Origin of the sequence: Alteraurantiacibacter aquimixticola (genome assembly GCF_004965515.1) — a bacterium.
GTDB lineage: Bacteria > Pseudomonadota > Alphaproteobacteria > Sphingomonadales > Sphingomonadaceae > Alteraurantiacibacter > Alteraurantiacibacter aquimixticola.
This window is the reverse complement of record NZ_SSHH01000004.1, coordinates 302627-316676: the sequence shown is the minus strand read 5'-3', so window position 1 is coordinate 316676 and position 14050 is coordinate 302627. Positions and strand designations below refer to the sequence as shown.

Annotated in this window: 12 protein-coding genes; 9 read left to right on the top strand and 3 right to left on the bottom strand. The window is 65.3% G+C overall.

All coding sequences use genetic code 11. The features are described 5' to 3' along the window. Window positions 1–209: 209 nt before the first annotated feature. Both E5222_RS15150 and E5222_RS15145 read left to right on the top strand, forming a co-directional pair. Window positions 210–1238, top strand: coding sequence for a diacylglycerol/lipid kinase family protein (locus E5222_RS15150; RefSeq protein ID WP_136694638.1), 1029 nt, complete (start codon window positions 210–212; stop codon window positions 1236–1238). After that, window positions 1235–2128: a hypothetical protein gene (locus E5222_RS15145; RefSeq protein ID WP_136694637.1), complete on the top strand. Its 894-nt coding sequence runs from the start codon at window positions 1235–1237 to the stop codon at window positions 2126–2128. The genes E5222_RS15150 and E5222_RS15145 overlap by 4 nt, the downstream gene beginning before the upstream one ends. A gap of 23 nt (window positions 2129–2151) precedes the next feature. On the opposite strand, the gene E5222_RS15140 is transcribed toward E5222_RS15145, so the two are convergent. Beyond that, window positions 2152–2655, bottom strand: coding sequence for a DUF2141 domain-containing protein (locus tag E5222_RS15140; RefSeq protein ID WP_136694636.1), 504 nt, complete (start codon window positions 2653–2655; stop codon window positions 2152–2154). Between the two features lie 197 nt (window positions 2656–2852). Between E5222_RS15140 and rpe the strand changes: the two genes are divergently transcribed. From rpe to E5222_RS15105, 7 genes are all read left to right on the top strand, one after another. Continuing rightward, window positions 2853–3512 carry a ribulose-phosphate 3-epimerase gene (rpe, locus tag E5222_RS15135; protein WP_136694635.1) on the top strand — a complete coding sequence of 220 codons (660 nt, stop codon included), beginning with the start codon at window positions 2853–2855 and terminating at the stop codon, window positions 3510–3512. A 2-nt stretch (window positions 3513–3514) separates the two neighbouring features. Beyond that, complete coding sequence (locus tag E5222_RS15130) at window positions 3515–5401, top strand: heparinase II/III family protein (RefSeq protein WP_136694634.1); 1887 nt, start codon at window positions 3515–3517, stop codon at window positions 5399–5401. Between the two features lie 7 nt (window positions 5402–5408). Beyond that, window positions 5409–7031 (top strand): bifunctional phosphoribosylaminoimidazolecarboxamide formyltransferase/IMP cyclohydrolase, encoded by a 1623-nt coding sequence (gene purH, locus E5222_RS15125; RefSeq protein ID WP_136694633.1) that lies wholly within the window; start codon window positions 5409–5411, stop codon window positions 7029–7031. Window positions 7032–7294: 263 nt separating this feature from the next. Continuing rightward, window positions 7295–7981, top strand: coding sequence for a peptide-methionine (S)-S-oxide reductase MsrA (gene msrA / locus E5222_RS15120; protein WP_136694632.1), 687 nt, complete (start codon window positions 7295–7297; stop codon window positions 7979–7981). A 36-nt stretch (window positions 7982–8017) separates the two neighbouring features. Beyond that, window positions 8018–8479: a Fur family transcriptional regulator gene (locus E5222_RS15115; RefSeq protein ID WP_136694631.1), complete on the top strand. Its 462-nt coding sequence runs from the start codon at window positions 8018–8020 to the stop codon at window positions 8477–8479. 53 nt (window positions 8480–8532) lie between these two features. Next, window positions 8533–10464 (top strand): 1-deoxy-D-xylulose-5-phosphate synthase, encoded by a 1932-nt coding sequence (gene dxs, locus E5222_RS15110; protein ID WP_136694630.1) that lies wholly within the window; start codon window positions 8533–8535, stop codon window positions 10462–10464. A 16-nt stretch (window positions 10465–10480) separates the two neighbouring features. Continuing rightward, window positions 10481–11284, top strand: a complete 804-nt coding sequence (locus E5222_RS15105) for an alpha/beta hydrolase (protein WP_169053632.1) — start codon at window positions 10481–10483, stop codon at window positions 11282–11284. An 18-nt stretch (window positions 11285–11302) separates the two neighbouring features. Here the strand turns inward: E5222_RS15105 and E5222_RS15100 are convergent, their stop codons facing one another. Beyond that, entirely contained in the window at window positions 11303–12676 is a 1374-nt protein-coding gene (locus E5222_RS15100; protein WP_136694628.1) for an amidohydrolase family protein, read from the bottom strand. After that, entirely contained in the window at window positions 12673–14043 is a 1371-nt protein-coding gene (locus tag E5222_RS15095; protein WP_136694627.1) for an amidohydrolase, read from the bottom strand. The genes E5222_RS15100 and E5222_RS15095 overlap by 4 nt, the downstream gene beginning before the upstream one ends. Between the last annotated feature and the right edge of the window lie 7 nt (window positions 14044–14050).

Below are 14050 nucleotides of genomic sequence, written 5' to 3'. Positions count from 1 at the left end.
CCAGCCTGTTCCGCGCCAGCGCTTGTCGGCGGCAGGCCTTGTCGGTTGCGAAATTGAACCTATCTAGCCCGCGCAGAGTGTTTACGTGCCACTGTTGTAACCATGCACCGCATTCCGGGCGAATATGTTGCAATGCAGCGACAGGTCGGCGGGCTTTTACACAAAGCCCATGGTATTTGCGCTTGGCGCATGGTTAAGGCGAGAATGTCATGCATGGGGAAATTCACCTGTTCGACCGCCTGCCTCAGGTCGATGTCGCGCAAACCGGCCGTTCCGGTCCGGTGGCCGCACCCGTGCGCAAGGAGCCGCTGGTCGGCCTGATCCGTAATCCACACAGCCATGGCAATGAAGGCGCCTCGGCTCGCCATGCCGACATGCAGGGGGCCCTGGTCACCTCGCCGTCGAAGCGCAGCGAGCTGTTCGACATCCTCGCCGATTATGCCGCCAAGCAGGTGGACTATATCGCCATCGATGGTGGCGACGGGACGGTGCGCGACGTGCTCACCTGCGGCGCGGCGGCATTCGGCGAATGCTGGCCCACGCTGATCCTTCTGCCCAGCGGCAAGACCAATGCGCTGGCGCATGACCTTGCCATCCCCGACAGCTGGACGCTGGCGGACGCGCTCGATGCTGCACGCCGTGACCAGGCCGTGATCCGCCATCCGCTGGTGGTGTCCCAACGCGACAATGCCAGCGCACAGGTGCGCGGTTTCGTGATGGGTGCCGGTGCTTTCAGCAAGGCGATCAGCCTGGGCCAGGATGCACATAATTTCGGTGCCTTCAATGCCGCTGCCGTCGGGGTAACCGCCGTCTGGAGCGCAATGCAGGCCTTCTTCGGTGGCCGCGATAATCCCTGGCGGCGCGGCACGCGCATGCGCTTGCGCAAGCCCGACGGCTGGGAGATCGAACATGCCGGCGGCGGGCCCTTCTCAGAACGCTTTCTTATGTTCGCCTCCTCGCTCGAGACATTCCCGGCCGGACTGCGTCCCTTCCGCGATATCGACGCGCCGATACGCATGGCGCTGTTCGACAATTCGCGCCGCCGGCTGCTGCTGCACCTGCCGGCGATCATTCGCGGCAATTTCGGCGACGGCACGCGGCGCGCCGGCTTCCACACGCATGGGCTGGACGCGTTCGACTTCGATGTGAGCGATCGCTTTATCCTCGATGGCGAAGCCTTCCCGCCCGGCTCCTATCGCGTCACGCCCGGCCCGCGCCTGCGCTTCATCGTTCCGTGAGCAAGGATCTCGCCGCGCGGATCGGCGCGGTGGAAACGCGCGAGGTCCATCCTGCCATTTCGCAGTTCGCTGCGCGCCTTGCCGATGAGGCGGATGCGCAGGCGGTGCTCTTCTACGGCTCGAACCTGCGCACCGGCCTGCTCGAAGGGGTGATCGACTATTACGTGCTGACCGGCGGCGAGGCCGAAAAGGGCATGTGGCCGCGCGTCTCCTATCGCGAATGGGAGCATGGGGGCGAAACCCTGCGCGCCAAGATCGCCACCATGACGCTCGCCAAGTTCGGCGAGGCCTGCCGCGGGGAAAGCCGCGATACCACGATCTGGGCGCGCTTCGTGCAGCCTTGCGCGCTTGTCTTTGCGGAGGACGGGGGGGCGCAAGAGGCCGTGCTGTCGGCGCTCGCCCATGCGGCTCGCACTGCCGCGCGGCTCGCCGTGGCGGTTGGGCCGGGGCGCGGGAGCGAGGCGGACTATTGGCGCGCGCTGTTCCGCTCGACCTACAAGGCGGAGCTTCGGGTTGAGAAGCCCGGGCGCGGGAATACGATCATCGAGACCAATGCGGCGCATTTCGAGGGGTTGCTGCCCGCTGCGCTCGAAGCGGACGGGATCGCTTTCGTGCGCGAGGGCGAGGCAATTGTGCCCCGCCTGCCAGCCGCCGAACGCCGCCGCACCCTGCGCTGGTGGAAGCGCCGCCGCCGCCTCGGCAAGCCGATCAATATCGCCCGCCTGCTGCGCGCCACGCGCACTTTCGACGGTGCGGGCCGCTATGCCGCCTGGAAGGTGGAGCGGCATACCGGGGTCAAGGTGGAAGTGACGCCGTGGCGCGAAAAGCATCCGCTGCTCTCCGCACCCGGCGTGCTGTTCAGGGTGTGGCGCGCCAAGCGTAGCGGCTGAACACCGTCACTAGCGGCGTGACGTCAGAAATACCGCATGCGGATATTGATCGTCACCACTTCGCTGCCGACGTCGAAACGCGTCTTCGTATAGCTCGGCTTGCCGAGGTTGAAGATGTTGAGGCTGGGATTGTTCGACATCGCGCCGCCATCGGTGCGGATATCGGTGCTGCCATTGCCGTTGACGTCATGCCTCACCGCGACGCCATAGGTGCCGGGTTGCGGCACTGGCATGCAGAAATTCATGCTCCCGGCGCGGGCGGGCGCCTCCATGCGATAGATCCAGCGGCCGGTCTCCAGCCAGTCGGATTCGATCCCGCGGTAAAGCTGGACGCGGATCGTGCCCTGCGCGCTCTCGATATCGGAGATGTTGACGCGGATCGCCGGCCCGTTGCCGCGGCAGCGGGCGGGATCGTTGCTGATCTGCTGCCGGAACTGCACCTGCGCCATCGCAGGCACAGCGGTCAGCGCGCCCGCAAGGGCGGCAAGGGCAAGCGCGGGCAAGCCGCGGTGAATGACGTTGCGCATCGTTCGTCCTGTGAACTGTCTAATTCTTGCGGGAAAGGCCCCGTTTATTGCGCCGATATAGGTACGATCCCGTGAATGTCTGCTGAAGCCGATGCTAAGCTGCGCGAAAAGCGGGGGTAAATGACTTTCCCCGTGTGGAAAATGACCTTCCCCCCGCTTGTAGGGCGATTCGCCGAGGCGTATCGCGAAAAGCCAGCATGAAAACACCGTTAATCTCTCCGTCGATCCTTTCGGCCGATTTCGCCAAATTGGGCGACGAAGTGCGCGCGATCGATGCCGCTGGCGCCGACTGGATCCATGTTGACGTCATGGACGGGCATTATGTCCCCAATCTGACGATCGGCCCCGGCGTGGTGAAGGCATTGCGCCCGCACAGCGCCAAGACCTTCGACGTGCACCTGATGGTGAGCCCGGTCGACATGTGGATCGAGCAATTTGCCGAGGCTGGCGCCGATATCATCACCGTCCACCCGGAAGCCGGGCCGCATGTCCATCGCAGCGTGCAGGCGATCAAGGCACTGGGCAAGAAGGCGGGTATCTCGCTCAATCCCGGTACGCCGGCCAAGATGCTCGATTACCTGGTCGAGGAAATCGACCTGGTCCTGGTGATGAGCGTCAATCCCGGCTTTGGCGGGCAGAGCTTCATTCCCAGCCAGTTGCGCAAGATCGAGGCGATCCGGTCGATGATCGACAAGCGCGGGCTTGACGTCATGATCGAGGTCGATGGCGGCGTGAACGTCGAAACCGCGCGCCAATGCGTCGATGCCGGTGCCGATGTTCTGGTTGCAGGTTCCGCCACCTTCAAGGGCGGGCCGGAGCAATATGCGGCCAATATCCGCGCGCTGAAAGGCGAATAGCCATGGATGATCTTGCCACCCGCCTGCACGATGCTTCTGACAGCTCCACGGCGGAAGAGCCGAGGCAGATGGCAATTCCGCTCGATGACGTGCGGGATGAGGAACTGGTCGTTGAGAAGGCGCCGGAGCAGCTTGAGGAGGAGGCGGAGAAAACCAGCCTCGCTGCCGGACGCGAGCTGGCCCTGTCCGATTTCAACCCGCCCGCGATCGGAGCGGGTGAGCGCATGCTGCGCCTCGCCTATCGGCTGGGAGTGCCGGGCCACACGCTGACCGCCCCATTCCGCAAACCCGTGCGCCTGCATTTGCTCGCCACGGTCGAAAGCCCGCTGGCGGGTGACCGCGTGGCGGGCATGGCGCTGCGTGCCGGGCACTTCCTGATCCACGGCATCAAGGCACCGATCGGCCAGGTCGACTGCTCGCCGACCGCCAAGCTGACCCCGGTATTCGAACATGCGGTGCACGGCTTCACCTGGCTCCATGACCTTTCCGCCAGCGGCACCTTGCCGCAATGCGCGCCCACGGCGCAGCGCATCCTTGCCGACTGGATGAAGGCCAATACCGCGCCGGGCTACAAGGGCCCGGCATGGCGGGTCGAGAATGCGGGTCACCGTCTGCTCGGCTGGCTGGTCCATGCACCTTTGGTCCTCTCGCAGCAGGACAAGGAGCAGCGCACCACCGTTCTCGATGCCGTGGCGGATACGGCGCGCTGGCTCGACCGCAATGTCACTCGCGCTGACGACCGTCATGGTGAGGTGATTGGCTGGTGCGCGATCACAGCTGCCGGTCTGCTGCTGCCTGAAGGCAAGCCGCGCCGCCTGTTCGGCGAAGCGGGGCTGATACACGCCTTGGGAGAGCTGGTGGGCGACGATGGCGGCGTGCTGTCGCGCAGCCCGCTGGCGCAGATGGACGTGATTGCCGCGTTGGTCGATCTGTCCGCCTGCTACCGCGCGCTGCGGCTCGACCCGCCGGCCGCGATCGACACCATGCTCGGCCTGCTCGTGCCACCGCTGCTCGCGCTGACGCATTCGGACGGTACGCTGGGCAATTGGCAGGGCGCGGGCGCGATTGCCGGGGAGCGGTTGCAGGAACTGGTGCGCGCAAGCGGCGTGCGCACCCGTCCGCTGCGCGATCCGCGGCAATGGGGATACCAGCGCATTTCCTCCCGCAACGGGTCGAGCCAGGCAGTGCTGCAATTCGACACCTCGCCCCCACCGCTCGCGCGCCATGCGCGGCATGGCTGTGCCTCCACCCTCGCCTTCGAATTCAGCCATGGCGACCATCGCCTCGTTACCAATTGCGGCGGCGCGGGCTTTGCCGGCGGGCAGGTGCCCACGCGGATCGAGCAGGGCCTGCGTGCCACCGCCGCGCATTCGACGCTGGTGCTGGGCGACGCCAATTCCACCGCCGTTCTGATCAACGGCAAGCTCGGCAATGGCGTCTGCGCGGTCGATGTCGCGCGCCGACAGCTGGAGACAGAGCAAGGCGGCGCGACGCGGATCGAGGCGAGCCATGACGGCTATGCCCAGCGCTTCGGCCTGCTCCACAAGCGCATCCTGATCCTGCGCGACGATGGCAGCGAATTGCGCGGGGAGGACCTGCTGGTCCCCTCCGGCCGCAAGGGCAAGCGTGGCAAGGTGCCCTATGCGATCCGCTTCCACCTCGGCCCGCAGGTCACGCTTCGGCTGGCGGATAGCGGCAAGGGCGCCACGCTTTCGCTGCCCGATGGCAGCTACTGGCAATTCCACACCAGCGCAGACACGCTCGAGACCGAAGAAAGTCTGTGGGTCGATGGCATGGGCCGTCCGCATCCTGTAGAACAGCTGGTGATTCAGGGACTCGTATCGCGCGGCGGCGGAAATTTCGGCTGGCTGCTGAAGAAAATGGGATAGCATTCACATGAGCAATGTGACGATCAAACGGGCGCTCCTCTCGGTGTCCGACAAGACCGGCGTTGTCGATCTGGCGCGCGCTCTGGCGGACAAGGACGTGGAGCTGGTTTCCACCGGTGGGACCGCCAAGGCGATCCGCGATGCCGGCCTGCCGGTGAAGGACATTTCCGAAATCACTGGTTTCCCGGAGATGATGGACGGCCGCGTGAAGACGCTGCACCCGATGGTTCATGGCGGACTGCTGGCCGTGCGCGACAACGATGCGCATGTCGCCGCGATGACCGAACATGGCATCGGCGCGATCGACCTGCTGGTCGTCAATCTCTACCCTTTTGAACAGACCGTGGCGCGAGGGGGCTGCCGCGATGAGGTGATCGAGAATATCGATATCGGCGGCCCGGCTATGGTCCGCTCCTCCGCCAAGAACCACGCCTTCGTCACCATCGTCACCGATCCCGCCGATTATGACGAGCTGCTGGCGGAGCTGGACTCGCTGGACGGCGCGACCAGCCTCGCCTTCCGCACGCGCATGGCGGGCAAGGCCTATGCCCGCACGGCGAGCTATGATGCCGCAATCGCCAACTGGTTCGCGTTCGGCGATGCCTTCACCAACCCGCTCGGCCCCGAAGCGCTGAAGGCGACGCCCTTCGTCGACAAGCTGCCGCTGGCCTTCAGCCTGAAGGACACGCTGCGCTATGGCGAGAACCCGCACCAGCAGGCGGCGGTCTATGTGCCGCAGGCCGTGGGCGCGCAAGGCATCCCGCAGGCCGAGCAGCTGCAGGGCAAGGAACTATCCTACAACAATTACAACGATGCCGATGCGGCGCTGGAACTGGTGAGTGAATTCGCCGGCGGCGATCCGGCCGTAGCGATCATCAAGCACGCCAATCCTTGCGGCGTCGCACAATGCCCGACCTTGCTCGAGGCTTGGCAGTCCGCGCTCGCCTGCGACAGCGTGTCGGCATTTGGCGGGATCGTGGCGACCAATGTCCCGCTCGACGGACCGACTGCCGAGGCGATCTGCGAGATCTTCACCGAGGTGGTGATCGCGCCGGGTGCGGACGATGCTGCGCGCGCCGCCTTCGCCGCCAAGAAGAACCTGCGCCTGCTGCTGCTCGACCGGCTGCCCGCTGCCAGTCGGCCCGGCTTCCAGATGAAGACCATCGCGGGCGGCCTGCTGCTGCAATCGCGCGACAATGGCGATATCGGCGCAGAGGACCTCAAGGTGGTGACCAAGCGCCAGCCGAGCGAGCAGGAATTGGCCGACTGCCTGTTCGCCTGGAAAGTCGCCAAGCATGTGAAGTCCAACGCCATCGTCTTTGCCAAGGATGGCTCGACCGCCGGTATCGGCGCAGGCCAGATGAACCGCCGCGATTCGGGCCGCATCGCCGCTGTCCGTGCGCGCGAGGCGGCGGAGACGGCGGGCTGGAGCGAGAGCCGCACCGTGGGCAGCGCCATGGCCTCCGACGCTTTCCTGCCCTTTGCCGACGGGATCGAGGTCGCACTCGACGCAGGCGCCAGCGTGGTGATCCAGCCGGGCGGTGCCATGCGTGACGAGGAAGTGATCAAGGCCGCCGACGAAGCGGGCCTCGCCATGGTCTTCACCGGCATGCGCCACTTCCGCCACTGATCGGGAAATTGCCGCTAACCTTCGCGATTAACCGAAGCAGCGACGAAGCGAGCTTCAGCTGCGACCAGTTTTGCAGCATTCAGCGCCAAGTAAGACATTGGTGGATAGATGGACGGCAATCAGACTTGCCGAAAGTTAACCGCCATGAGCCTCTTCTCTGCCGATCTCTTCCGTTCCTTCTTCATCGGCTTTGGTGTAACCGCCGTGATCATCGGCGCGAATATCCTGCCGAAGCTGGGGGGCATGTAAAGGAGAGGATAGAGGTGACAATTCGCCGCAAGACCATCCCGTCACTGTTCCTGGCCGCCGCCCTGTCGGCTGCCGCCATCACGACCGTTCCGGCCTCTGCCGAGGAAGTCTTCAACGCTCCCGTCGCCACGCGCCATGCCAATGAAAGCGGCTTGCAGACCGCGATCTTTGCCGGCGGCTGCTTCTGGGGGATCGAAGCGGTCTTCGCCCATACGCGCGGCGTGCAGAGCGCGGTCTCAGGCTATCACGGCGGAACGCAGCGTCAGGCCGAATACCGCCTCGTCGCATCGGGCGTCACCGATCATGCCGAAGCGGTGAAGGTGGTCTACGACCCCTCCGTCATCCGATACGACCAACTGCTGCAGATCCTTTTCTCGGTGGGTGCCGATCCCACACTGCTTAACCGCCAGGGGCCCGATCGCGGCACGCAATACCGTTCCGCCATCGTGCCGCTGACCGCCGAGCAACGCACGGTCGCACAGTCCTACCTCCGGCAGATGGGCAATTCGGGCGTATGGGACGGCAATATCGTCGTTGCCATCGAGAACCATCGCCAGTTCTTTCCGGCGGAGGAGTACCATCAGGACTTCGCCTTCAGGAATCCGAACAACGCCTATATCCGCCGCTGGGATGCCCCGAAGGTGGAGGCGCTGCGCGAGATGTTCCCGCAATTCTATCGCAGCACCTATCGCACCGGATAGTTTGCCCCGGCGGCCCCGCCACCCTATATGTCGGGCATGACGGGTCACAACCATCACGAACATAGCGGGAAGAGCCTGATCGAGGAGGCCGAACGCGTCCTCACCCAGTCGGGCGAACAATGGACGGCGATGCGCGCCGATGTCTTCGCCGCGCTCGCCGCGCATGAGCGGCCGGCCAGCGCCTATGACATTGCCGAGGACGTGGGCAAGGCGCGCGGCAAGCGCGTGGCGGCGAATAGCGTCTATCGCATCCTCGACCTGTTCGTGCGCACCAATCTCGCCAACCGGATCGAGAGCGCGAATGCCTATCTCGCCAATACCCATCCGGGCTGCCGCCACGATTGCATCTTCCTGATCTGCGACGATTGCGGGCAGGCGAGCCATTTCGACGACGACAAGCTCACCACTGCGCTGCGCGAAGCGGGCCAGCAACATGGCTATTCCAATGTCCGCCCGGTGGTGGAGCTGCGCGGACTGTGCCCGGATTGCACGGGATAAGTGCCGTATTCTCGTTCATCGACAGGCAGGCTCGCCACCTGTAAGGCCATAGCATGACAACAGGGCCCGACACTCCGCTGCTCGACACGGTCGATACGCCGACCGACCTGCGCCAGCTCAAGCCTGGGCAGCTGCGCCAGCTGTCCGACGAATTGCGCGCCGAGATGATCGATACGGTGGGCGCCACCGGCGGGCACTTGGGGTCTGGCCTTGGCGTGGTGGAGCTGACCGTGGCGATCCACTATGTCTTCAATACGCCCGAAGACCGGCTGATCTGGGATGTCGGCCACCAGGCCTATCCGCACAAGATCATCACCGGCCGGCGTGATCGCATCCGCACGCTGCGTCAGGGCGGGGGCCTGTCGGGCTTCACCAAGCGCAGCGAGAGCGAATACGATCCCTTTGGCGCGGCGCACAGCTCCACGTCGATTTCGGCGGGCCTCGGCTTTGCCATCGCCAACAAGCTGAACGGTACTCCGGGCAAGGCGATCGCGGTGATCGGCGACGGCGCGATGAGCGCCGGCATGGCCTATGAGGCGATGAACAATGCCGAACAGGCGGGCAATCGCCTGATCGTGATCCTCAACGACAATGACATGTCGATCGCCCCGCCGGTGGGAGGCCTCTCCGGCTATCTCGCGCGGCTGGTGTCCTCGGGCAAGTTCCTGGGTCTGCGCGAACTCGCCAAGCGCTTTGCCCGCAAGCTGCCCAAGCCGCTGCACATGGCGGCGAAGAAGACCGATGAATATGCCCGCGGCATGGCCATGGGCGGCACCTTGTTCGAGGAGCTGGGCTTCTATTATGTCGGCCCCATCGACGGGCACGATCTCGACCAGCTGGTGCCGGTACTGGAAAATGTACGCGATGCGGCGGAAGGGCCCTGCCTGATCCATGTCGTGACGCAGAAGGGCAAGGGCTATGCCCCGGCCGAGGAAAGCGCCGACAAGTATCATGGCGTCGCCAAGTTCGACGTCATTACCGGCGAGCAGAAGAAGAGTTCGGGCGGCCCGCCCGCCTACCAGAACGTCTTCGGCGAAACGCTGGCGAAACTGGCCGAAAGCGATCCGCGCATCTGCGCCATCACCGCTGCCATGCCGAGTGGTACGGGCGTGGACAAGTTTGCCAAGGCGCATCCCGCCCGCTCATTCGACGTGGGGATTGCCGAACAGCATGCGGTGACTTTCGCCGCCGGGCTTGCCGCGCAGGGCATGCGTCCCTTCGCTGCGATCTATTCCACCTTCCTGCAGCGTGCCTTCGACCAGATCGTGCATGACGTGGCGATCCAGAACCTGCCGGTCCGCTTCGCCATCGACCGCGCCGGGCTGGTGGGTGCAGACGGGGCGACCCATGCGGGCAGCTTTGACATCACCTATCTCTCGACCCTGCCGAACATGGTCGTCATGGCCCCCTCGGACGAGGCGGAGCTGGCGCTGATGACCTATACCGCGGCCGAATATGACGATGGCCCCATCGCCTTCCGCTATCCGCGCGGCGCGGGGACAGGCGCAGAAATCCCCGAGACGCTGGAAAAGCTCGAAATCGGCAAGGGCCGGATCGTGCGCGGCGATGCCAAGGGCGGCAAGGTCGCCATCCTCTCGCTCGGCGCAAGGCTCGCCGAAGCGGAGAAGGCGGCGGACACGCTGGAAGCCAAGGGGCTGGCAACCACGATCGCCGATATGCGCTTTGTGAAGCCGCTCGATTCCGCGCTGATCCGCAAGCTTGCCACCACGCATGACGTCGTGGTGACGATCGAGGAGGGCAGCATTGGCGGCCTCGGCGCGCATGTGCTGACGCTTGCTTCGGATGAGGGGCTGGTCGATGCCGGCCTCAAGATCCGCACCATGCGCCTGCCCGATATCTTCCAGGACCAGGACGCGCCTGAGAAGCAGTATGACGAAGCGGGCCTCAACGCCCCGCATATCGTCGAAACGGTGCTCTCGGCGCTGCGCCACAACAGTGCTGGCGTGGAAGAGGCGCGGGCCTGAGCGCGGGCGGGCGGTCATGATCGCCAAGCTTGCCATCGGCACGATCGTCATTGTCGCGCTCGCCTTCGTCGCGATGGTGGCGACGCTCTATATCTACCAGCGCAGCCTGATCTATCCGATCCCGCCATTGAACCGCAGCGTGCCGGAGGGTTTCGAGCTCGTCCGCTATACGACTGAGGACGGGCTGGAACTGCAAGCCGGCTATCGCGCGCCCGTCGAAGGCATGCCGACCCTGCTGTTCTTCCATGGCAATGCGACCGACTGGCAGAGCACCTTCCGCACCACCGAACTCCTCGCCGCGCGCGGCTATGGCGTGCTGGCGGCGGAGTATCGCGGCTATAACGGCAATCCGGGCAAGCCGAGCGAACAGGGCCTCTATCGCGATGGCCGCGCGGCCTATGCCTGGCTGCGTGAGCGCGTGACGTCACCTGCCGATATTGTTCTGGTCGGCAATTCGCTCGGCTCCGGCGTGGCGACCGAACTTGCCAGCAAGGTCCAAGCACGCGCGCTGATGCTGATTGCCCCGTTCAAGAGCATGACGGCGACCGCCGCCAATTCCTATCCCTTCGCGCCGGTGAACTACCTGCTGCAGGACCGGTTCGAGAACATTGCCAAGATCGCCTCGGTGCCCGTGCCGCTCCTGGTGGTGCATGGCGAGCAGGATGCGTTGATCCCGCTCGCCCATGCGCGCGAACTGGCGGACACGCATGCCGCATCGCAGATGGTCGTGCTGCCGGGCTATGGCCACAACATGTCGGGCGAGGATGCGGCGCAGGTGCCGCAGGTCGAATTTCTCGCGAGACTGGCCAGACGCGACTGAACCGCCCGCCCTGCGGCATCAGCGCCGATAGGCAGGCGGCAGGTCACCCCGCTCAAGCGTGCGATAGCGATCACGCAGGCGGGTCTGGTGGTTGTCGAGCGGCTGCTCAACGCCGTCTATGAAGACCCGAACCGGGGCGGAACTCACTTCCAGCGGGTCGCCATCCCACAACACCACGTCACCCAGCGCGCCAGCGGTCAAAGTGCCCGCATTTTCGCCCAGACCGGCCACGCGCGCAGGCACCGAACTGATCGCGGCGAATGCCTCGCCCCAGCTGAGGCCGGCCGCGCCCGGGATGCGATTGAGCGCGACGAGGTTGCCCGCCTGCTGCGGCAGGTTGCGCGGGTGGTCGCCACTGCTCTCATAGCCGCCGATCGCGACCGTGACCCCGGCATCGACCATGCGCCCGACATTGCTCTGGGTCGCGGCCAGCCGTTCGAAACTCGCCGGCAGGTCGCTGAGGGCGACAGTGATCACCGGGACGCCGGCAGCCGCGATGGCATCGGCCACCAACCAGCCTTCGGTCACGCCTACCAGCACCATGTCGAGCGCGGGAAACTCCTCGCGCAAGGCAAGCACGGAGAGGATATCCGCAGCGCGGTGCACTTCGACATAAAGCTTCTGCTCGCCGGTCACGACCGGGACCAGCGCCGCCGCGTCGAAACGGGTCAGTAGCACATCGCCATCGCGCTCGGCCGTCCCGACCATTCGCGAATCCACGACGGCGCTGCCCGACACCCCGGATCGGGTGCGGCTGGTGCCGATTAGCTCCGCATCCTCGCCATAGCTTTGCGCTTCACGCAGCGCGTTGCGCAGCAGGGCATGGGCGGATGTGCGGCTGCCGCCCGCAAGATCCGCGCCGCGCTCACCCATCTCCACGAACTGGAAAGCACGGGGATGGCGCACGGCATCGTAATCGACACCGAGATCCACCATCGCTCCCTGCCCGGCGAAGATCGACGAGCCGGCAATGGGCGTCACGCTCGCGCGGGTAATACCTCCGGCGCGGCTATAGGCGAAATCCTGCGCAGCCGGATTGATGGCTGGCGCCACGTCGAGCGCAGCCCCGAAGGGCGAGGCCGAGGCGGCGATATCGTTGCTCTCGGAAACGGCATCGACATCGACCAGGCCGAGATTTGTGATCGAGGCGAACAGGCCTGGCGTCACCCACATGCCGCGGCCGTCCACCGCCTGCATCCCGGCAGGCACGGCGACACCGGCACCGGCGGCGACGACGCGGCCCGAGCGCACGACGACCGTACCGCCTTCGACGGGCGCGCTACCGTCACCCAGCACCACGGTGGCGTTGGTGATGGCGATGTCCTGCGCACTGGCCGGGAGGGCTAGAGCAGCCAGTGCGATACCGGCGGCGAGACTGAAGCGCGCGCTCATTTCGTGTCTCCTTCGCCGGGCTGGCCGAGCTCGAAATCGCTCACCGGGCGCCGCGCCGGATCGTTCGCGTCATACATCAGCGCCCCGTCGATCCAGACCATTTGCGGGCGCGAGTAGATCGACAGCGGATCGCCGTTCCACAGCACAACGTCCGCCATCTTGCCCGCCTCGAGGCTGCCGGTCATTTCGTCGATGCCCATGGCGCGCGCGGCATTGAGCGTGAACCAGGAGATCACCTGCTCGTCAGGAATGTCGATCCCTATGCGGTGGCCGTCCGCCTGCGCCTTGGCGGCTTCCTGGTTGAGGCGCTGGATGCCGTTTTCGTCATCCGAGTGGATCACCACGCAGGCGCCCGAATTGTGGATCAGCGCGGCGTTTTCCGGGATTGCGTCATAGGCTTCCATCTTGAAGCCATACCAGTCCGCCCAGACCGCCGAGCAAACCTCGTGCTCGCGTAGCATGTCGGCGATCTTGTAGCTTTCCACCGCGTGGTGGAAGGCGGAAACGCGGTAGCCGAACTCGTCCGCCATATCGAGAACCAGCGCCATCTCGTCGGCGCGGTAGCAGTGGTTCTGCACCAGGATTTCGCCCGAGAGTACGCCGGACAGCGTCTCATTGGCGAGGTCGCGACCCGGCTCTTCCTCGTCCATATAGTCGAGTGCGTCGATCCAGGTCTGCCGGTTGACCGCGAAATTGCCCATGCGGGTCGATGGCATGCGATTGCGATTGCCATAGACGCGCTTGGGATTCTCGCCGCAGGCCATTTTCAGGCTGTAGGGTGCGCCGGGGAATTTCATGCCCTGCACGGTGCGGCTGGGTACGTTTTTCAGCGTCACCGAACGGCCACCCATCAGGTTGGCCGAGCCGGGCAGGATCTGCAGCGCGGTAACGCCGCCATTGACCAGCGCGCGCGAGAAGCCGGGGTCTTGCGGCCAGACCGAATGCTCGGCCCAGACTTCGGGCGTGGTCGGATCGGTCGCCTCATTGCCGTCGCTATGCGCGGCCACGGACGGTGTTGGATAGTCGCCGAGATGCGAGTGGATGTCGATCACGCCGGGAGTGACGAACATCCCCGTGCCATCGACCCTCATATAGTCCGCCGGGATCGCGAGGCTGGCATCGCCGACGCCGACGATTGCGCCGTCGGAGAAAAGCACCACGCCATTCTCGATCCGTCCGCCCGCGCCGTCATAGACTGTCGCGCCGACCAGCGCTGTCGGCACGCCGGGATAGCTCTCATAGGTGGATGCATAGGGAACGAAGTCCGTCTCGGCCTCCGCCGAACTGCTGCCAGCGGATGTCGTCGCGCAGGCGGCGAGCGACAGGGCGAGCGCCGATGTAATGGCGGCGCGGACCTTTGTTCCCATATGTCTT

Excerpts from the sequence above, each read along its gene's own strand:
- E5222_RS15150 (WP_136694638.1), top strand. The coding sequence starts at position 210 with ATGCATGGGGAAATTCACCTGTTCGACCGCCTGCCTCAGGTCGATGTC.
- E5222_RS15140 (WP_136694636.1), bottom strand. The coding sequence starts at position 2,655 with ATGCGCAACGTCATTCACCGCGGCTTGCCCGCGCTTGCCCTTGCCGCC.
- rpe (WP_136694635.1), top strand. The coding sequence starts at position 2,853 with ATGAAAACACCGTTAATCTCTCCGTCGATCCTTTCGGCCGATTTCGCC.
- E5222_RS15130 (WP_136694634.1), top strand. The coding sequence starts at position 3,515 with ATGGATGATCTTGCCACCCGCCTGCACGATGCTTCTGACAGCTCCACG.
- purH (WP_136694633.1), top strand. The coding sequence starts at position 5,409 with ATGAGCAATGTGACGATCAAACGGGCGCTCCTCTCGGTGTCCGACAAG.
- E5222_RS15115 (WP_136694631.1), top strand. The coding sequence starts at position 8,018 with ATGACGGGTCACAACCATCACGAACATAGCGGGAAGAGCCTGATCGAG.
- dxs (WP_136694630.1), top strand. The coding sequence starts at position 8,533 with ATGACAACAGGGCCCGACACTCCGCTGCTCGACACGGTCGATACGCCG.
- E5222_RS15105 (WP_169053632.1), top strand. The coding sequence starts at position 10,481 with ATGATCGCCAAGCTTGCCATCGGCACGATCGTCATTGTCGCGCTCGCC.
- E5222_RS15100 (WP_136694628.1), bottom strand. The coding sequence starts at position 12,676 with ATGAGCGCGCGCTTCAGTCTCGCCGCCGGTATCGCACTGGCTGCTCTA.
- E5222_RS15095 (WP_136694627.1), bottom strand. The coding sequence starts at position 14,043 with ATGGGAACAAAGGTCCGCGCCGCCATTACATCGGCGCTCGCCCTGTCG.